The sequence below is a fragment of the Catenulispora sp. GAS73 genome (genome assembly GCF_041262085.1).
In the GTDB taxonomy this organism is placed as follows: Bacteria; Actinomycetota; Actinomycetes; order Streptomycetales; family Catenulisporaceae; genus Catenulispora.
On record NZ_JBGCCM010000028.1, the window covers coordinates 121,426 to 141,350 of the forward strand.

15 protein-coding genes are annotated in these 19,925 nt (G+C 65.7%); 3 read left to right on the top strand and 12 right to left on the bottom strand.

Translation table 11 applies throughout. The features are described from left to right. Positions 1-440 precede the first annotated feature (440 nt). Entirely contained in the window at positions 441-1,736 is a 1,296-nt protein-coding gene (gene serS / locus ABH935_RS35250; protein WP_370382296.1) for a serine--tRNA ligase, read from the top strand. A gap of 550 nt (positions 1,737-2,286) precedes the next feature. Here the strand turns inward: serS and ABH935_RS35255 are convergent. Further along, entirely contained in the window at positions 2,287-2,712 is a 426-nt protein-coding gene (locus tag ABH935_RS35255) for a hypothetical protein (RefSeq protein WP_370382297.1), read from the bottom strand. Between the two features lie 618 nt (positions 2,713-3,330). Between ABH935_RS35255 and ABH935_RS35260 the strand changes: the two genes are divergently transcribed. Continuing rightward, positions 3,331-4,368: a competence protein CoiA family protein gene (locus ABH935_RS35260; RefSeq protein WP_370382298.1), complete on the top strand. Its 1,038-nt coding sequence runs from the start codon at positions 3,331-3,333 to the stop codon at positions 4,366-4,368. A 126-nt stretch (positions 4,369-4,494) separates the two neighbouring features. Here ABH935_RS35260 and ABH935_RS35265 read toward each other — a convergent pair whose 3' ends face one another. The 10 genes from ABH935_RS35265 to ABH935_RS35310 all read right to left on the bottom strand — a co-directional run bounded on the left by ABH935_RS35265 (position 4,495) and on the right by ABH935_RS35310 (position 18,641). Then, on the bottom strand, positions 4,495-7,146 hold the full coding sequence (locus tag ABH935_RS35265) for a pPIWI_RE module domain-containing protein (RefSeq protein WP_370382299.1): 2,652 nt from the start codon (positions 7,144-7,146) through the stop codon (positions 4,495-4,497). Then, on the bottom strand, positions 7,143-10,478 hold the full coding sequence (locus ABH935_RS35270) for a hypothetical protein (RefSeq protein ID WP_370382300.1): 3,336 nt from the start codon (positions 10,476-10,478) through the stop codon (positions 7,143-7,145). Before ABH935_RS35270 ends, ABH935_RS35265 begins: the two co-directional genes overlap by 4 nt. Next, positions 10,475-11,722, bottom strand: coding sequence for a hypothetical protein (locus ABH935_RS35275; RefSeq protein ID WP_370382301.1), 1,248 nt, complete (start codon positions 11,720-11,722; stop codon positions 10,475-10,477). The genes ABH935_RS35270 and ABH935_RS35275 overlap by 4 nt, the downstream gene beginning before the upstream one ends. A 344-nt stretch (positions 11,723-12,066) precedes the next feature. Next, positions 12,067-12,855 (bottom strand): hypothetical protein, encoded by a 789-nt coding sequence (locus ABH935_RS35280; RefSeq protein ID WP_370382302.1) that lies wholly within the window; start codon positions 12,853-12,855, stop codon positions 12,067-12,069. Positions 12,856-13,480: 625 nt separating this feature from the next. Beyond that, positions 13,481-14,611 (bottom strand): hypothetical protein, encoded by a 1,131-nt coding sequence (locus ABH935_RS35285; protein ID WP_370382303.1) that lies wholly within the window; start codon positions 14,609-14,611, stop codon positions 13,481-13,483. A gap of 419 nt (positions 14,612-15,030) precedes the next feature. Next, on the bottom strand, positions 15,031-15,699 hold the full coding sequence (locus ABH935_RS35290) for a hypothetical protein (protein ID WP_370382304.1): 669 nt from the start codon (positions 15,697-15,699) through the stop codon (positions 15,031-15,033). Positions 15,700-15,777: 78 nt separating this feature from the next. Continuing rightward, positions 15,778-16,290 carry an endonuclease domain-containing protein gene (locus ABH935_RS35295; protein ID WP_370382305.1) on the bottom strand — a complete coding sequence of 171 codons (513 nt, stop codon included), beginning with the start codon at positions 16,288-16,290 and terminating at the stop codon, positions 15,778-15,780. Positions 16,291-16,658: 368 nt separating this feature from the next. Further along, the gene (locus ABH935_RS35300) at positions 16,659-16,826 is read right to left on the bottom strand and encodes a hypothetical protein (protein ID WP_370382306.1); all 168 of its coding nucleotides are present in this window, start codon (positions 16,824-16,826) and stop codon (positions 16,659-16,661) included. Positions 16,827-16,950: 124 nt separating this feature from the next. Further along, positions 16,951-17,871: an SDR family NAD(P)-dependent oxidoreductase gene (locus tag ABH935_RS35305; protein WP_370382307.1), complete on the bottom strand. Its 921-nt coding sequence runs from the start codon at positions 17,869-17,871 to the stop codon at positions 16,951-16,953. Further along, entirely contained in the window at positions 17,868-18,641 is a 774-nt protein-coding gene (locus ABH935_RS35310) for an SDR family NAD(P)-dependent oxidoreductase (RefSeq protein ID WP_370382308.1), read from the bottom strand. Before ABH935_RS35310 ends, ABH935_RS35305 begins: the two co-directional genes overlap by 4 nt. Before the next feature lie 91 nt (positions 18,642-18,732). On the opposite strand from ABH935_RS35310, the gene ABH935_RS35315 reads away from it, so the two are divergent. Then, a complete protein-coding gene (locus ABH935_RS35315) occupies positions 18,733-19,338 on the top strand; it encodes a TetR/AcrR family transcriptional regulator (protein WP_370382309.1) in 606 nt (201 codons plus the stop codon). Positions 19,339-19,439: 101 nt separating this feature from the next. Here ABH935_RS35315 and ABH935_RS35320 read toward each other — a convergent pair whose 3' ends face one another. Continuing rightward, positions 19,440-19,916, bottom strand: a complete 477-nt coding sequence (locus tag ABH935_RS35320; RefSeq protein WP_370382310.1) for a hypothetical protein — start codon at positions 19,914-19,916, stop codon at positions 19,440-19,442. Positions 19,917-19,925 lie beyond the last annotated feature (9 nt).

The following is a 19,925-nucleotide window of genomic DNA, read 5'->3' on the forward strand; positions in this document are numbered from 1 at the left end:
GCTCGGCGCCGCTGGGCGTCACTTCGTCCACGACCGCCTACCCAAGCTCGCCGCGCACCGGGCTGTCGAGCCGTTTTCTGGCCCCGCCCAGGCACCTCGTTCGGAGACAAACCAGTTGTTCGGCTCGCACGCCTGCCCGTACCGTCATCGGCAACGCGCTGACGGAGAAAAGTAGCTGCGCGACCCCGCGAGATCAGAGAGCTGCCGGTGGCTGGAAAGGCAGACTCGTGCCGGCAGCGAATCCACTCCCGAGTGCGGGGAGGAACGGCCGGGATATGCCAGGTCCGATGCCCCGCCGGCCGGCCCCCGTCACCGGGCCCCTGATGAGGCCGCCGCATCTCGTGGCGGCGAAGGCGTGGTGGCACCGCGAGCACCCTTCTCGTCCACGCCCCTAAGGGATCACGCCGACAATCGGCTGATCGACAAGGAGTACCAGCGAGATGCTGGACATCACCCTCATCCGTACTGACCCCGAACGCGTGCGAACGGCCCTGGCCAAACGCGGTGTCCAGGTCGACCTGTACGACTTCCTGGACATGGACACCGACTATCGGGCCGCTGTCACCCGCACCGAGCAGGCACGCGCCGACCGCAACCGCATCTCCACCCAGATCGGCGCGGCGATGCGCGCGCCCGGCGGCGCTGATGGGATCGCGGCGTTGCAGGCACGGGCCGCAGAGCTCGGTGAGCAGGTTGCCGTGGCCGAGGCCGAGTCGGAGGAACTGCGTCGGGTGCGCAGCGCCTTCCTGGACGGCTTGCCGAACCTGCCTGACGACGACGTAGTAGCCGGTGGCAAGGAGAACAACCAGGTACTGCGCACGGCCGGGCAGGCGCCACAGTTTGATTTCCCAGCGGCCGACCACGTGGCGCTGGCCGAGCGACTGAAACTGATCGACTATCGGGGCGGGGCGCGCCTGGGCGGCACCGGGTTCTGGATCTACACCGGGGACGGAGCACTGCTGGAGTGGGCGCTGCTGAACTACTTCATCGACGCGCACCGCCGCGACGGATACGAGTTCGTGCTGCCGCCGCACCTGTTGACCTACGAGGCTGGCTACGTCGCAGGGCAGTTCCCGAAGTTCGCCGACGATGTGTTCACCGTCGACGGCAAGGCCCAAGGCCGGTTCCTGCTGCCGACTTCGGAGACGGCGCTGGTGAACCTGCACCGTGGCCAGGTGCTCACCGAAGCCGAGCTTCCGCGTCGGTATTTCGCGTTCTCTCCGTGCTACCGGCGGGAGATCGGCGGCTACCGCACCACCGAGCGTGGGACGCTCCGCGGCCACCAGTTCCACAAGGTGGAGATGTTCGCCTTCACCGCTCCGGGCGACTCCGAGGCGGTGCACGCCGAACTTCTGGACAAGGCCGAGCGTCTAGTCGCCGGTCTCGGCCTGCACTACCGGGTGACCCGGCTGGCTGCCGAGGACACCAGTGCCGCGATGGCCAAGACGTTCGACGTGGAGGTGTGGCTGCCCAGCATCGGCGACTACGTCGAGGTTAGCTCGGTGTCCAACGCCCGCGACTACCAGGCCCGCCGCGGCGGGATCCGGCACCGCAGCAGCGACGGGACCACCGCGTTCGTGCACACCCTGAACGGCTCGGGGTTGGCCACCAGCCGCCTGCTGCCGGCGATTCTGGAGCAGCATCAGCGCCCTGACGGCAGCGTCGCAGTACCCGAGGTACTCCGCCGCTGGTTCCCGGACCTCGTTGTCAGCTCCCGGCGGCGCGGCCGGGCCTGACGTGTAGCAGGGTCGCGACGCGCAGCCGTCGCGGCCCCGCACCGGCGGGGACGAATCCGCGTGCAGGAGGCGAGCGCCGACGGCTGCCGTGATGAGCCCTTCACTGGCAGCGAACGTGCAATTTGCGAGTGTAACCAGGTGATCATGAGCCCCTGCGTTCAGTGTGAACAGAACTGCTCCGACGAATCCTGCGAATCACGAAAGGAGGGTATGCGTGGACGACACCGAGGAACTGGCGAGGGCTAGACTGCCGCCACCACCGCCGGGTGACCTGGGCTCTGGTGCCGCCGGTCAGGCGATGGGGTCCTCGCTAATCAGGAATCCGGGTGCGATACGACCGCGACGCCACCAACGCTGCTGGAGCGTCGCTGGTGAGCGTCTCCACCCGGAAGTCCTGGAGCGGAGATGCGCGTTATGGGGTGTCGCCGTGGTCGCGGTAGCCATCGGGTTGTCTACGCACGCAAAGATCGCGCCAACGCCCCTAGCCCGGCCACGCGCTTGTCTGTCGGCTGCCTGCAGAATCATCAGCGACACGATCCGGCCGAGGCCCTCAAGCGTCCACGTCTTCGTCGATGAGGAACCCGCGCATCGGGGTCGGCGCCGCTGGCGTCAGCGGCTCTTCCAGCGCCTCGCCCACGCCGCCAGTCGGCCCGGCCGGCACCAGAGGTTCTCGCACGCCGCCCGCGTAGCCGCCCGCCTCATCCGAACCGCCCGGACCGTTCGGCTGTTGCAAAAGCCGCAGCGTACGCAGCCGCATCAGTCCCAAAGCCGCGCTGGCTGAGGACTGCCACCGCTCCAACGCCCCGAACAACTCCCGCACCGGGACGGCTACGATTCCGGTCTTCTCCATATCGGCGAGCGCCTCGCCGATCGCTTCAATGTGTGCTTCCCACCCGTTCGCTTCATCGGCCGCTGCTCGTAGTGCATCCAGCAGCCCGAGAACCTTCGTCAACGCGGCATCGTCGAACGTGGCCAATGCGCACTCCCCACGAACGGCCGAGGGTAGGCCTCGGCGGGCGGACAGGCGACCAACTTACACCGCGGCCGACCAGTACGAACGGGAAAACTTGTCCTGACCGCTCGAATGAGGATGCTGCCATCCCTGCTGCCGGCGATACAGCGTGTAGAGGCAGACGCCGGACGGCGCTGGCCGCCTTGACGAGCAGAGACCAGCAACTTCCTTGCGACAGATGGCAACGTTATAGATCATGCCTCGATCCTGGCGGTTGTCGCCGACTGTCGCGTCGGTAATCCATACACGGTTATCGGCGGATGGCCGATAGAAGCACCCCGCCGCTCATCAGGCGGGTAGGCAAGTCCGGGCCGAGTAGTCCGACCACTTTGGCGCCAGCAGCAAGCAACGCCAGAGAGGGTACCGACGGAGCGAATCGTCGACTTGTACTACCGCTTCATGCCCCGCGCTCCGTGTACCGCAAGCAACCCCGAAGGCAGCGGCGACGCTGCCGCCCCACTACCGCCTCGTGGACCTACACGCCATGTACGTTTCAGCCGCCTCGGACACCAGTCCAGATAGATTGTCGGACTTGTTTGGCATGATGGTTGAAGAACCCTGATACACGCTGGGAGGTTCGCCGTGCTCTACGCCGAAACGGATGCCGATCCTCAAGCCGAGCCTTCGCCTTCGAGTCGCGGACGGTGCCCATCCTGCGCAGGAGATGTGATAGCACGCTGCGGTCAAGTAAACGCCTGGCACTGGGCCCACGCTGCAGGGCATGACTGTGACTCGTGGGCAGAACCTTCCACAGATTGGCACCGCGCCTATCAGCGCATGGTTCCGCGCGAGCGGTGTGAGGTGCGCATGGGAGACCACCGCGCCGATCTGGTTGGGATGGACGGCTTCGTCGTGGAGTTGCAGCACAGCAGCATCGCCGTCCAAGAGATCGCAGAGCGTGAAGCACACTACGGCAAGAAGATGATGTGGCTGTTCGATGCCCGTACCGCCTTCCTCAAGGGCCGCCTGGGCCTTCGGCGCGGCAACAAGGACGACTACGTCAACTTTCGATGGCGCCAGCCGCGGCGCTCGATAGCGGCCTGCGAGCGACGGGTGTTGCTCGATCTCGGTGAAGGACTCGTATTGAGTGTCCGCAAGCTCTACGCCGGGCCGCCATGCGCCGGATGGGGCCACGTCTTCGAGACCAAGGACATATGGGAGTGGATGAGATCGGGGCGGAGACCGACACCAGTGTCATATAGCCAAGTGACCAATCGTCGCCTGGATCACAGCATCCTCGCCTATCAGGAGTATCTGAGTAGCGGACCGCTGGCCGATGACTCCGAGGTCGCCCGAGTGCTTCGCGCCACGATGTTCCCCGGGACAACGCCGCCGGCAGACTTCGTCAAAGCACTCAAGCAGTTGGAACTCCGCGGACAGTGCCCGCCAGCCATGGAACGTCTCACGCATGGGCTACCAGAAGCCCCGGGAACGTGGATCAAGCCACCTAAGCTCATCGAAGTTGTTTGCCCGAGATGCGAGTATCGCCACCGCTTCGGCATGCAGGGCTGCGAGGATCTGCACGCACCGACCCAGATTCCGATCACCTGCGAGTACGGCTATGGTGCGTACATGCTGACCATCCCAGCCACGGTGGGCGGCACCAAACACGCGGCGTAGAACAAGCCCACCAGGCTCGATCCCCAGCAGACCGAGCAGCGGTGGCACGGGCGCGACCTCTACGCCTACGCGGGGTTCTGCTGCCTCGATCCGCTCCCAGAATCTACGAGCCGTGTTGGATTCGTCCTATAGGTATTCCGCTGCCAGCTTGCACAGATGCAGTAGGCCTGGGAACGCAGTGGCCTGGTCGGTGTGGAGGTGGTTGCGACGCAGCCCTGAGGTATATAGCGCGAAGGTGTCGGCACTGTCGCCGGGTTGTAGGAAGGCCGGGAAGATCTCCAGCGGGACGGGGTTGCCGGCCTGCTTGGTGAAGTTCCTAGTCACGTCCTGGTCCAGCTTGGTGGCGCCAAGTGGCGTCTGCATCTGGTCCGACCGCGGGTTGATGGACAGGTACACGCGTTCGCTTCGCTGAAACAGGCCGCTGATTCGGACGGCGTGGTTTTCGGGGTCGGCTGTAAAAGCCCGCGAGACCTCCATGCTGGAGGAGGCGTCGCGGACGCGGACGATGCGAAGCCCCGGGCAGTCGGCGGGCAGGTAGATGTGCGGCTCGGGGATCTCGTCGAGGTCGACGCCGGGGAGCACGAGTCGGTCGGGGGTGACGTGCTTGTTCTGCAACCAGTCCCAGCCTCGGCTGCGGAAGGCTGCGGCGCGCACGAGCACGACACGGTCGTGGACGTCGCGCGGGCCGTTGGCCCCGACGCCGAGGGCGGCGATCAGGAACGCCGAGATCTCCGCCTCCTGGCGTGGGCCGGCGCTGATCCGTCCTTTTCCGTTGGCCAGGTACTCGGGCAGATCGCTGTAGAGCATGGTCAGCGCGGTCTCGGCGTCCTTCCCGGCAAGGTAGGCAACAGGTTCTTGACCGGGCTTCATCCTGAGCACGATCGGGACGACGGCGTTGCCGACCGGCAGCTTCTCGATGGCGATCTGTTCCATCTCAGGCACGTCTGCGGGCACCTCGTAGCTGCTGACATGCCCAAGCTGTCGCAGCGCGTCGTTGATCGCTGCAGATGCCCGAAAGATGGTGCCCTTTGAGAAGTTCGTGCCCGGGTACGGCTCAGGTTTGGGCTTCTTCGAGTTCTCCTTCCAGGTCTTCGGTTCTTTGAACAGCTTGGCTGGGGTCAGGCACTGAAGCCTGCGGCGGCTGCGGGCGAATCCTTTCTTCAGCGGCTTCTTCGGGTCGACCTGTCGGGAGCGGCCGAAGTATGCGGCGTTCTCCAACTCCAGGATGGTCGCGCGGCGGGTGCGGGCTGTGCCGAGCCGGTCTTTGACCCAGTTGGCGTGCCGGCCCAGTAGGACCGAGTCGCGTTCCTTCTTCCCGTCCTTGCGCGGCACAGCCTGGGCGAGGTCCTCGGCGTCGGAGGGGAACAGGCGGATGTTGACGTCGCCGGTAAACAGGATGGAGTCTGACTCGTCGCGACGCTGAAGCTTCAGGTGGTGGGTGAGCGCGTCCAAGATGGCGTCGCGGGTGAGCGTCGTGAAGGTCCGCAGCTCCAGTTCGTAGACCGCGGACGGGTCGTTGGGGGTGTTTTTGCGGCGCATGGCGCGCGGGCCGACCCGCCCGCAGGCCGGGTGGGGGACGATGCCGACGTCGGCGAGCTTGTGCTTGAGCTGGCGCTGGACCTCCAGGTGATCGTCCGGCACGAAGCCGGTGTTGGCGGCGTGCACGAGCCCGCGGGCGCGCCGGATTTCCGGCTCCTCGTCTTCCTCGTTCTCGACGGCCTCGCTCTTGGTGCCCTCGCTGTACAGGATCAGCGCGCTGATCCTGTCCTCTGCGTTGAAAGCACTGGCGGGGTCGGCGAAGACTTTCTCGGGGTCGGGGAAGTCGAGGTGGGTCAGCCTGGCCAGGGTGCCAGCAAGGCCCGGGTCCCACTTCCATCGGTAGCCGTCCAGGGTGGGTACCTGGGTTGCGGTCGCGGCGAGCAGGGTGTGGGGCTCGTTGGGCCGCAGGAACCCATTGGGCGCGTGCAGCCAGATGGTGGCCGAGGGCGGTCCGTCGCCGCGTGCGGGGACGTAGGTGACCGGCCGCAGCGGGAAGCGACTTGTGCTCAGGTCGGCGTGAATGTGCGGCCTGGGGTCGTTGGGAACGGTCTGGACGTGCACGGTGACCTTCGCGGTGACGAGGCTGTCGCCGGCCTGCTCGTCGCTGACGGTCTGGGGCGGAAATAGCACGGCCGAGCGGCGGCCATCGGAGCGTGGCGGGCCAAGGATGAATGAGCGTTTCTTGCCCAGCAGCTCCAGACCGTCGTCGACGATCTTCTTGGCGATCATGCTGGGGAGCGCCTCGAACATCCAGTGGTCGGGGTCGGCGGTGCCGTTGGGGCGCTTGCCGCAAGCGTAGGGGTCGATGGTGCGCTTGTCGAAGACGAGGTCGGTGGGTTTGAGCAGCCCATACCAGTCCGGTCCGCTATGGTCGACGGCCAGCTGGGTGTCGGCCCAGGAGGCGATGGCCGTGGTCAGGACGGCGGTGTCGATGTCTTTGTCGTAGGAGACGATGAAGGCCTCAGCGTGCGGGTTGCTGTTGACGTACAGGATCGACGGTTCAATCGCCACCAGCAGGTCGGCGAGGCGGCGGGTGGGCAGGTAGTGGCCGTCCTTGTAGCCGGGGTGGGCTTCCCAGGTCTTCTGGAAGTCGTTGACCCACTGCTTGGGTAGGGCGGCGATGTAGCACTCGACACTCCACTTCGCGCTGGCGCCGACGATGAAGGTCACTGGTGCGGCCTCGTCACCGGCGGGCTTGCGCGTCTTCTTGACGGGCGTTTCGGGTTCAATCTCGGTCACGCGCTAGCTCCTCGGGCCGACCCCAGCGGGTCGTTGTTGCTGAAAAGATGGCCCATCAGGCCCCATACGGCCTCGTTGACGGCGTGCAGACGCCAGGCGTCGTCGTCGGTTTCCTCCGCGGGGACTGCCAGCATCCGCTGAAGGATACGGTCGGTAGCCACGACGATACTCGTGCGTGAGGTGTCCGGTGCCGGGTCTGCGGTAGCGAACCGCTCGGCGAATGCCGCATCGCATAGCACGACGATGGTCGGCTGGTTGCCGCGGATGGTGCGGCCGATGGTCTGGCTCATCGGGACCAGGTTGTTCGCGACGAAGGCGGTTCTCATCGTGGGCTTGAGCGATCGGAAGTGCACCGGGCGCCCGACGACGCCGAACCACAAGCCGTGCGCCCGCTTGCGCATCTTCGAGCCCAGCTCGGCGACTTCGCCGGGGCCTGCGACCGGCGGATTCTGGAGTCGTTCGATGGCGAACTGGCTGACCAGCGACAGCGGAAAGGCCAGATCGTAGGGCGGCGGATGGTTGCGGGTCAGGTACACCACCCCGCCCAGGGCCGCTGTGTTGCCGGTGTTGAGGATGTTGTAGCCGCGCTGGATCGACAGCTCGGCGGCGACCAAGATGTCTGCGTCACTGCGCCCGAAGCGGCCCACAAGACGTCGGGCAATGCCGCCGGCGCCTGGTTCAGCGGCGTCCGGGACAACGATCCGTGCACTCAGGTTCGGGATCTTGTTGTTGATGTGGTCGCCGACGGTCCGTGCTTCGGGTCCGGACAGCACGACGAACAGCAGCTTCCGGCGATCCTCAGGCAGCTCTCTCAAGAGCTCGTCCACAATGCTGCCCACGGCCCCGGGTACCGGCGTGCACACGGTGGAGACCAGCTGGCGCAGCGCGTCATTACGGGCTTCACCGGTATGCCCGGACACGAAGATCGGCCGGGAGCGTGCCAGCTGCGGCCGGACTTCCATCCTGGAGCGCATCAGGGCCTCGCGGTCCTCGTCCGGCTGCCGCAGGACCGCGGTGGGCATGATCGGGATGTGGTAGAACGACGAGCCAGGCGCCCAGCTCGTCGCTGAGGTCAAGATGACGTGCGGCCCGGCGATCCCTTCGCATTCCAGAAGGTCGTGGGCGTGGTGGAGCAGCCAACGGCCGATTCCGTGGACCCATAGCAGCTGCAGGCCAGCCCCGCCGCCGCGGTTGGCGGCCCAGCGCAACGCCAGCACGTTGCCCATGGGGGCTTCCGGGACAAGCGCCTGGTAGTCGCGCGGGGGCCGGTCAACCCAGAACGTTTCCTCATCGGGCAGGTGAAGCCGGCCGCGCACCGAGGGGTACATCGCGGTCATCTCGAAGAACGTCGTCGTGATCCGCCCGGTCCACACCGCGGCCTCGATGATCTGGCGCAGCAACGGCCGGTCCTGCTCGAGGCGGTCATCGCTAACCCGCTCACGCCAGACGTGGGTGTCGATGAACTGATCGATCGCCTTGACCACGGCACGGAGGTCCCGGACTGGGGTGTCCAGCGCCGCGGCGACCCGGTGCAGAAGATTCTTGTTGGGCCCGCCAGCGTCGAACGGCTGCTCGGCGAAGCGCTGCAGGTGCTCGCGGTAGAAGTCCTCGGCCAGGTCTTCGGTCTCCTTGTCGCCGTCGCCGGTGCGCGGCAGGCCGAACAGCATCCGGCAGGCACGGCGCAGCAGGGCGTGCGATGTGAACGGGGCGCTGCCCAGCAGCTCCTTCAGCGCCTCGCCGTCCGGTGACAGCGCCAGGCTGTTCAGCCAGAACACCGCGTTGCCGTGGATCCGCAGCCGCTCGTGCCACCGGATGACGTCCGAGTCCGGCGAAGGATTCATCGACAAGCGTCCCATGGCCCGCGAAGTCTCGACCTCCATGCGGTGGGTCCATCCGTGGTCGGGATCGACCAGCGACACCGTCTGAATGAACCTCTGGTCGAAGACCTGCTGAACCGAGTCGGCCTCATCGACGATCAGCAGGTCGATGTACTTTTGCACTGCCTCGAACCAGCGCATCGACTCATCGGCCGGCTCGGCCCGGCTTGCGATCAGCGCCTGCGGAGTAGTGACCCACACTTGCGCGCTAGTGACCTCACGCATCGCCTTTTGCGCCGGACAAATCGACAAAAGCGGGCAGTCGCACTTGCGCGGCTTGGGCGTGCCGACCAGTCGCAGACCGCCACTGCACGGGAAGTCCGCCGGCCGCAGTGCCTGCCACTGTGAGGATGCATTCACCCGGAACGGCTCCAGCAGGCAGGAGGCGTTCGCGTACGCCGCGGACGGGTCGACGAGCCCGCCGCTGTCCGGGATGAGCTCGTCTTCCTCCTCGATCCGAGTGCGCCAGTAGCGCGTCGCGTGCTCCTCCTTCGAGTTGCGTCCGATCAGCGGAACAGCGTCGATGCCCAACGTCCGTAGGAACGACACCTTGGCGAAGACATCGCCCACCGAGGAGACCACCAGGCACACTCGGTCGCCATGGCTACGGACCCGGTCGATGGTGATCAGATCGGTCAAGGTCGTCTTGCCGGAGTTCATCAGGCCGACGATGTGCGCGATGCCGTCCAGGGTGAAGTCTGCGGGCCGGTCGATCAGCGAACGCCGGTAAGGATCCACCGCGCTGAACCAGATCCGGTTTTCCAGCCGGCCCACCCAGTCCCTGTTGTCGATCTCGGGAAAGGCCTCGAGTCGCATGTCGATCCAGGCGGCCGTCTGGGCCAGATCCTTCTTGATCGAGATGGCCCACGGGGCCCGGGATCGTGCGGTGACTTCGGGCAACCGGACCACGGCCAACGCCTCGGGGAGAGAGCCGGGCATCTGGACCACGACTTCCTCGCCAGTGTGGGTCAGGAAGTAGTAGCGCTTGCCGGCCTCGGCGGGTTTGCGGGTCGGGGTTGTGTCATACGGGATGGGATCTTCCAGCGCGGCGCGGTAGATCACCTCCCGCTCGACGCAGTATGGGGTGCGCTTGGAGGCGAAGCGGGTCTTCAGATCGACCGGCCGCCGGCCGTCGTCGGTCCTGGTAAACCATCGCCACTGCTCCGGGACACGAACGTACTCATTTAGCATTCCCCGCCAGTAGCCTCGTCGACCCGCATCGCCCATGCGGTGCCGAAGCCGCCGCAACTCGGCCGTCAGATCCTGCTCTGCGACGATGTACTTGTTCAGCAGCTCCGGCAACGCCCCGATCGGCTCGTCCGGAAAATACTCCGCCAGGAAGAACAGCCCCAGCTCGACCGCACAGAAACCGGCCGGTGAGATCCCATCACCCGGAAAGCCGCAGTCGGCAAGCTCGATCAGCAGATCCTTGTTCCACTCGCTCCAGGCTCTCACCAGCCCAACCTCCCGGCCCGCGCCTTGATCCGTCGCAGTAGTTCCTGCTCAGTCAGCACCGTCACCCGCACCCGGCCCTCCAGCTCGGCTTCGAGGTCTTCCACATAGCCGGGCTGCTCGGCCCGGTGCTTAGGCAGCGCCAGGATCCGCTCGTCACAGTCAAAGTGCTGCGGCCAGGTGAAGCCGCGGCCCAGCAGCCGGGCGCTCGCCTGATCCTTGGCATCGATGCCCCACCGCTCCAGGACGACCGGTGCGTCAGCGCCATCTCGCTGCCGGGGATCGAGGAACTCCACCAGGACGTCGACAGCGTCAACGCCGGCAAACAGCACAGCACGTACCGCCTGGATCAGCTCCTCGCAGTCCGAGATCGCATCGAAGATCCGGACCTCGACCAGGCCGGGGTCGTGGATGTAGCGGCGGGTCGCGCGGTGGTACTCATACACCATCGCCAGCGAGGTGACCGTAACGTCCTCAGGCACGCCGCCGGCACAGCCGACCGTCTCGCAACCAATGCCGATCTGCCCGAGTGTGTTCCGGCATCCAGGGCACCGCCGGTATCGGTAGGGGCCCGACACAGCGTGCCCGACGTACGCGGCGTTGATCAGCACACGGACGAACGTCTGTCCGTTGCCGTCACATGCGGCGAACCGCCGCTCCAGCTGCCGGACCTCAGTGTCGGTCAGGACCGGGTGATCGATGATGAATCGGCGAAGCTCTGCGTACACACGCTCGATCCCCGCTGGATCGACGCCGTTCTCCTCGGCCGCGCGCCGCAGCGCCTGGTGCAGGCGGTTCTCCACCCACTCCGCCTCGACATCACCTTTGCCCAGGCGGGCGGCCTGTTCGGCGAACGACGACAGTTCCTCGCCGTGTAGGAGGGCGTTGTACGAGTCGGTCTCCGACAGGGCCAGTCGCACTGGCCACATGGCGAACGGCTCGGTGCACAGCCGGAGCAGGTCCAAGTCACTGTCTAGCGGTGTCGCCTGCTGCTCGGTGAAGCGCCACCACAATCGGGTGAACGCGACTCGCCAGGAATCAGGGAGCAGACCCGCCACCTCACCGTGCCACAGCTCATCAGCCCGTTGCCGGAGGATTCCGGCGAGCCCAGACGCCAGGAGCGTGACGGTCAGGTAGTCGTCTTCCGCGGTGGTGCGGCGATCGAGAGTCGATGTCGCCTCGTCGAGTTCTTCCATGTGCTCGCTCTTCAGCCGGTCAAGGCACGGAGGTGCCAACTGGACGGCCATCCCACGATGGTCACGCGCAGTAAATCAGGCGCCACCGACAAAGTCGGTCGAAATGGATCATGAGCAGAAACCGAACTTATCTGCGATTTCTGGGTTCACGCTATCCGGTGCGGGGTGTCGACACGGGCGAGCTCACCGTCGTCGGCCGAGGTGTGGATGTGGTCACGAATTGCGTGGGGATAAGGTCCTCCACGGATCAGGATCCCGCATTCCAGGTGGGCCGGGCGATTCACTCTGAGCGGCGGCTGACAGGATCCGCGGCCACTTGGAATGCGCGGCCGCTTCCGACGCCGTGGCGGCGTAGCCGCTCACCGACACGTGCACTCCCCACGTCCCCTCACCGCCTAGAGATCGTCTCCGAGGTATTCGCAAGGAAGCTCGTCGGAGCGCACCGATTCCCCCGAGCCGAGATCGGCCTCGCCAACAAGGGCCGTCGTGTCCTCTGTCGGCAGCGTGGCGCGAGTCGTTTTCACCAGCGCGGTCAGCTTCTCACGGTCGTAGATCCAGGTCTGAGACTCTCCGACATCCAGCGCGCACGGCAGTGCGGGATTCACCCAAGGGAAGTCGTTCATCGTGAATGCGATGCCCGACGGTCCAAGGCGAAGCCGGTGGCTGTTGACGAAGGACCGCAGCCCGCCGGTGTTGCGGACCGTGAGCAGCAGGACCGGCGGTCCGTGGTCGGTATACGCTGGCAGATGGTCCTTCGCCGAAGCAACGGGGAACGACAGGAGCTGTCCGCGCATGGCGATCCCGAGTCCGAGTTCGACGGTAACCAAGCGCTCCGGTCCAGCGGAGTCGACAGCGTTCTCGATCAACTCGATGAGCCGCTCCTCGGTGAGCGAGGACACCGCGCCGTTGTCGATGCCGGCTTCCGTCTCGCGACGCGTCTTCCACTCCTGCAGCAGCTCGGCGGAGTAGTCCTCGGGGTGCAGCCGATCGATGACGGTGTGATGAGGCGTGCACAGCAAGATCAAGTTACTGAAGGCCCGGCGCTCGTCGTCGGTCATCGCCGGGTCGTAGCGCTCTGAGTTCGGGTTCGCTCCGCGGATATGAGCGATCTGCACGCTGCACACCGGCTCGCCGTTGACGAAGGTGATGACGGCGGCGGTCCATTCCGGGAAGTAGCAGGCCATGCGCGAAAAGGTGAACAGGGCTCGCTCGGTGCCTTGGGTGTAGTCCCGCGGGCCGCGGCTGGACTTGGGCATACCCGAGCCTATCTGCTCGCCCCCGACGCCGGGCCTACAGTGCTGCGGCGAGCTCCCAGGTCATCGACCGGCGTTAGAGGAGCCCGGCCCGGGTCCGTACGACCTGACCAACCATGGGAACGGCTCGCGCATGGCGCGGCTGGTGATGCCGACCTCGGTCATCAAGGTGATGATGGTCGTGGCTCCCACCCCTCACAGCATGGTGATCTGGAACAAGCCAGGCCGATGTCCTCGTACAACTCGCGCAGCAGTGCCAGCGACAACGGGAGCAGCGCGAGTGTCTGGGTGGGGCCGGCCAGGCTCCACCCGTCGACGACGAGATCAGCGGCGACGAGCGCACGGATGTCCGGGGCGCGGCGATCCGATTGGAGTTCCTCGCCACCGTCCGCGAGGTCGCCGCCGAAGGCGCCGACCGACGGCTGTAAGGCACGGCACCGGACCAACGACGAATGGCGGGGCCGTGCCGGGACGACTGTCGTCCCGGCACGGCCCCGCCATTCGCCTTCTCCTCGTTCTTCAGCGGTTCATGCTCAGGCCCGATTACCCTCACCTGTCACGATGACGCGAGCCTTCTGGAGGTCTCGACAATGTCTTGCCAAAACAGCGCGGCCTCGGCCGGGTCCTCCAGCGGCACAGTCTCGGTGTAACCGTCGTAGGTGTTCCCGTCGTCATACACCGGCTCGCGACCCTCCGATCGCCACTCCACCAGTACTTCGGTCTCCAGGTCCTCGGCGTGCTGACCGAGTTCGAACGGCACTGTCTTGTACAACTCCCATCCTCGGCCCTGGTGCTTCTCGATGCGTCCGGAGTCGATGTTGCACACACCGACCTTTGCGGCACGGAGCCGCCGGTTGATCATCAAATAGACCAAGGCGGGCTTGCCTCGCTTGAACCCGTACTCGGCGCAGGTATTGCATCCGCCCTGGGGCTTGCCCGTGATGGATGACAGGCTTGGCTTGACGATGTTGCCGCAGGTCCGGCAGCGGCAGCGCCATGGCTCGCGAACTCCCGGATAGTCCTCGAGCGGCTCGAATCCGCGTCGTGTCATCAGGTCTCGAGCCCGCTGTGGGTCGATCACAACGCCGGCGCACCACTTACATGCCTTCGACCCGCGGCGGACCCACGTCAGCCGCGGGAAGATAACGCGATCTTCTGGTCCAGGGCAGTCGTCGTTCAGGCACAGGCAGCGCCATCTGGCGTTGACGTTGGGGTACGGCTCCAGCGGCTTTGCGTTAGCCGCGAGCATCTCGGCAACTGCCTGCTCCTCAGGGACGCGCATATGGCCGGCGCAGCGTTCGCATCCGCCCTGGCCGTTAAGCACCACGTTCGCGTAGGTGGCGGTCGTCACCTCCTGTTCGCATTTCTGGCACTCGCCGAGCCAGTGAGCCCAGGCGCTGACGTACGGCGCTTTGGGGGTGATGCCGCGCGCGATCATCTGCTGCTCGGCCACCTTCGGATGCACGGCGACGCGCGCGCAATACTTGCACGCCGAAACTGCACTGATCCGCGCCTGGCGCATCGTCGGTGTGACCTCGGGAAGTTCGCCGTCCCACTTGCCTGGGCACTCCTCGTTCAGGCAGCGGCATCGCCACGGCGTATCGCACCCCGGATAAGGATCCAGAGGCTCGACGCCTGCCCTGCGCATGATCTCGATCGCCTCATGCTCGGGAAACTTGCGGGTCATAGCCGCCGCCTTCTTCGCACACGGGTTGCATCCACCTCGGCCGGGCTGCATGACGTTGCCATATCGAGGAGTGACGTACTCGCCACACGTCATGCAGCGGCAGCCCCACTGCCTATTTGACCCCGGATACTCAGTGACTGGCCACACGCCCTTGGCGATCATCTTGGCTTTGCACTCCGCGGGATCCACGTGCCTAGGCACGACGGCATCGACCTCCAACACGAATCAGGCTTCAGATACGTGACCGAGAGGCTACATCCCGCTACCGACAGGCGTTCTCCACGGTAGTGATCATGCCAGGCTGGCACTCGACCATCGCAGACGTCTCGGAAACGCTGACTTACGTTCCACGCACGACCAGGCCGCTCGGCACATCCACTCCAGACACAACCGACGCGCCAACCGGTACACCAGCCCGGTCAGGTAGCGTTGCCGAGCCCCGCTGCAGATAGTCGGTCATGCAACTCCTGGTGCGCAGCCTCGAGCAACACAAGCAGAACCACAAACGCCTCGTCGGCGATCTGCGCGAACCTCGGTACGTCGATGTACAGCGGCGCCTCGCGTGCCAGCTTCGGAGGCCCGTCCCCGCCGCGCTGCCTGAGGTCGGGATAGCGGAAGTAGTCACCTCCCGGGTCACGGTCGTGGATCTGGCTGCACACATCGGCCACCACTGGCGCGACCGTCCATCCCATCCGGCCGGTCAGCTCCCGCAGGCTTTGAAGCAAATCCTTCAGCGAGTGAGTCTTCAGATTGTTCGCGGCCCGCTGTTCCTGCTCATCCAGCCCACTGCGGGAGCGCAGACGCGGGCCGGGAACCAACGTGTGGATAACGGCTTTCATGCCGAGTTCCAAGGCGTGCCGGTAGTTATAGACGACGACCAGCGCCAACGAGTCGTCGGTCTCGCTGCTCCACAGCTCGGTCAATGCCTGAGCGGCACGCCGGAAGGCGAACCCCAGATCTCCGCCGTCCTCCATTTCCCGTCCGTTCGCATCAAAGCGGGGATCTTCGGGAACAGGGCCGATCGCGGCGTATCGTCTCGGCATCCAAGGCACCGGCTGGCTATCAAAGAACACTGCGTCGTTGCTCACTGGTCCATGATGACGCCATCAACACGATGCTTCGACTGCGTTTCTATAGCGCCTCCGGCGCGCACAGCCCCAACGGGCCTACAGCGTCAGCCCGTAAGCACCGGCGAGCACTGACCATTTGTGATGCGAGTAGGCCAAGGCCGCGCGGACCCAGTCGTTGAGACGCTTGCGCAGCTCGGCGACCCGTATCTTGTCGGGCTCGCGCGTTCCACTGGCTGGATCGCAGGGGCCCTCGATCCACGACAGCCGCCCGTTGCATTCCCCGCACAGGGCGCCACGGACGAGGCCGGTGGCGTGGTCGTGATCGACGAGTGACGAGGGCGCGCCGCACAGCGTGCAGGCAGGGTGGTCCTTGACGAACTTGCCCTTGTCGGTTGGCCGCATGCTCGCGTACTGCACGGTGAAGGGTATGAACTCCCGACTGTCGGCGCGGTAGTCCTCGACCATGCATCCGACGTGCCGGATCATGCCGGGCCAGGAGATGCGCGGCGGGCCGATCCACAGTGTGGATGGACCATCGAACCAGCGGACGTGAAATCCGCGGCCCACGGGATAGTCCGTCCCTGGACCACCCTGGACCACGGGCTCCATTACACGAGCCTCGACCGCCGACCCCTGGCCTCGATGGTCCAGGGATGGTCCAGGGAACGTTCCGAACTAGACCGTTCTTGCCTGGTACGAACTGACATCGTCATCATGATCGATGTGGACAGAATGGCACAGGCTAACCTGGGCTGATACCATTTGACGAGATGGAGTGTCCCAAGGAGCGGACTCTTAATCCGCGGGTTCGGGGTTCAAGTCCCTGGCGGCGCACCCGTAGCGATACCCCAGCTCATATCCCTGAGCTGGGGTTTTGTGTTTTCGATCTTGAAGTGGTTAAACCTGTTGACGACTCGTCAGGGACGTGGACCAGGATTGGACCAGGTTCCGCTGAGGATCAGCGGCCGTCCCGGAAGTCAGAGGGCTTCGACTCTGCCCTGATTCACCCGGATTCCGAATCTGAGGTCGTGCAGCCGGATCGGCGGCAGGCCGGCCTCCCGGGCCAGCTGTTTGAACCACCCCGACGCCCAGGCCAGGTGCAAATGCGTCCCGTCGGGCCGGGTGAATACGAACCCGGTGTCCACCCACTCCTGGCCTGCGGCGGCCCGAGCCCGGTGGGTTCGGTACCGCCCGAAGCGTTGTTCCGCGCCCTTTTCCCCGAGTCCGCACGGGCGTCGCGGCTGGTTGTGTGACATTGTGCGAATGTTCTCAGGTCGTGAATCGGTGGATGGCCTCGTTGGCGTGGTCCTGAAACGACGGGTTGGCCAGGTCGGGGAAGATCTCGGCTTGGTCGACCAGGGGGCCCTTCAGCTTGTTGGCGGCGCTGGCGTAGAACACGCCGCTGGACAGGGTCGGGTCGGTGACACCGTCGACCAGTCGCTTCGCGCCGACCTCAAGCTTGTGGGAGATCCCGAGGGCGGGCATGACGTACTTGGCCGCGATACGCAGCGGTAGGGCGATGTCGTTGGCGGCTTGGGTGCCGGTGGTGGCGCCGGGGCTCACGGTGATGAAGCGGCGGTCGGGGTGTTGGCGGGCTAGGTAGGCCATCCATAGGGCCCCGATGTACTTGGCCTGCCCGAAGGCGCGGTTGAAGTCTGTCTTTCCGTCGGCGAAGTAGCTGCCGTCGATGACGGTGGCGAGCTCATCGGCTGAGGTTGAGGCAAAGGACGGCCGTTTCATCCGCAACTTCGGAAGTCCGCGGGCTGCTTCGCTTCCGGCGAGGACCGCAACCTCGCCGAGCCGCCCCTCGGCCAGGAGACCTTCGAGGAGGACGACGTGGCCGAGAACATTCGTCGCGAACACGGTGGTGACTCCGCCAGCGGTCAACTCCATCGACCGCGGGCCGATGACACCGGCGTTCATGACCAGCGCGTCGACGGATCCGTCGGTGGCCGCAAGGCCGGCTCGGACCGAGCCCAGATCGGCGACATCCATGACGACGATGTCAAAGATGTGCCGGCCGGTAGCGGCTTCAAGCTCGGCCTTCGCCGTTGTCGCCCGATCTCGGTTGCGGCATGCCAAGTAGATCCGCGCCGTTTCGGGACGTAGTGCCAGTTGCCGGGCCACGTCCTTGCCGATCCCGCCGTTGGCGCCCGTGACCATCACAGTCTTGCCTGCGAGTGTGCTCATCGGGATTCCCTCTCATCCGCGGTCGATACTCGGCCTCCATCGACGGGAACGGTGACGCCGTGGATGAAGCTGGCATCCTCGCTGGCCAGGAAGACGATCGCCGAAGCAAGTTCCTCAGGCTCGGCGACGCGGCCCGCCGGGGCCAGGGCTGCGAGCTGGTTCACCATCTCCTCGGGGAAGTTTTCGGTCATCCCGGTGCGCGTCGGGCCGGGCGCAACGGCGTTGACGCGAACGCCACGCGGGCCGTACTCGGCGGCCCAGGCCTTCGTCAAGAGTTCCAGGGCCGCTCGGCTCGCGCCGTACATCGCCATGCCGGGCTGTCCGAAGCTGGCGACCATCGTGCTGACATTGACGATCGAACCCCATCCGCGCTCGGCCATCGCCGGTGCCAGGGCCGCGACGAGGAAGAACGGGACCTTGACGTTGAGTCCGAAGGTCTCGTCGAACTCTGCTTCGGTCGCGGCATCGCTCGGCCCGAGCACGGCGACCCCGGCGTTGTTGACGAGGATGTCGACGTGGCCGTCGCCGGTCTCGATGGCCCATCGCGCCAGGTCTTGTGCCGATTCCAGGTCTCCCAGCGTCGTGAGCCTGTAGGACGCTCTACCTCCGCTGTCTTCGATCTCGGCCACGACCCGCTCGGCTCGTTCTGCGTTGCGTCCGACAACCAGGACGTGAGCGCCGCGGGCAGCGAGAGCTACGGCCGTGGCCCTGCCGATCCCGCTCGTCGATCCGGTGACCAGTGCGGTTCTGTCCTTCAAGTCAACAGACATGCGGTGCGCCCTCCTGCTCAAAGTGAGTTACGTGACCCACTCTTGCCTAGCCAAACTGGGCTGTCAAACTCAGAATCGCTACGATGGGTGCATGGTCAACGGAACGAACGATCGGCCGCGGCTCACCCCGAAGGGTGAACGCGTCCGGGCACGAATCGTGGAAGAGGCTGCCGCCTTGATCCACGAGCGCGGGGTCGCGGGTACCACCTTGGAAGACGTCAAGGTGGCGGCGGAGGTCAGCGGTTCCCAGCTCTACCATTACTTTCCCGACAAGAACGAGCTCCTGCAGGCGGTCATCGGCTATCAAGCCGACACCGTCGTCACCAACCAGCGCCAGGCGCTTCTCGGCAGCGCGATGGGACTCGAAACCTGGCGAGACATGGTCGTCACCGGCGTGACCCGCGCCCAGACAGGAGGCTGCCCACTCGGTTCGCTCGTCGGTCAACTCGCCGAGAGCGACCCCGAGGCCCGAGCCCTCATCGCCGCCGGACTCGAACGGTGGGCAACCGCCATCAGCGAGGGACTCAGGCTGCTCCACGCCGACGGGAAGCTCGCGCCCGGCATCGACCCGGACGACCTCGCCACCACCGTGCTCGCCACCCTCCAAGGGGCACTTCTACTCGCCCAGGTGCAACGGAGTACGCGTCCCTTCGAAACTGCGATCGACACCCTCCTCGCCCTTGCCATCAAGACTTGAGCCCCCTACTCAGCCAACGCTTCGAGCCCCACGAAATAGGTTCGCCGGCACCCGTGGCGCCGGACACCCCTGAGTGAGGGCTACACCGGCGAGACTGCTCCTCAAGCGCGACCAAGGTTGTTCGACGGGCTCGGGCCGGGGACCGTCACGCTCACGACGGGGAGGCCGTGGACGATCGGCGTGCGCGTTGCGGCGCGTTCCATATGAGCGAGCTCTTCCTCGGCTCCGGCCAGACCGACCTGAAGCCCCTCCACTTCGCCGAGCCAGCCTTCGCGTTCGGCCTCGGCCTCGGCCTCGGCGATGCGGGCGATCAGGTTGTCGCAGATCGAAGCCCTGCTGGTCGTCGCGGTTGCGTTCTTGGAGTTCGTGGATCCGGCGGAACAGGAAGTTGTTGGGAGACGGGGCTCGTCGAACGGCTTGGTGGGCGATGTGTCGAGCGGCTCGGCCCCCTCCGGCGAACGGCAAAGGTCGAGCAAAGTATCAGAGTTCTGACTTGTGTTCGAGTAATCACGCCCTGTTAGCCTGCTGACAAATCGGCGAATCGTGATCGCCGTTGCGTTAGGGACGCGGGTGGACATTGGGGGGTG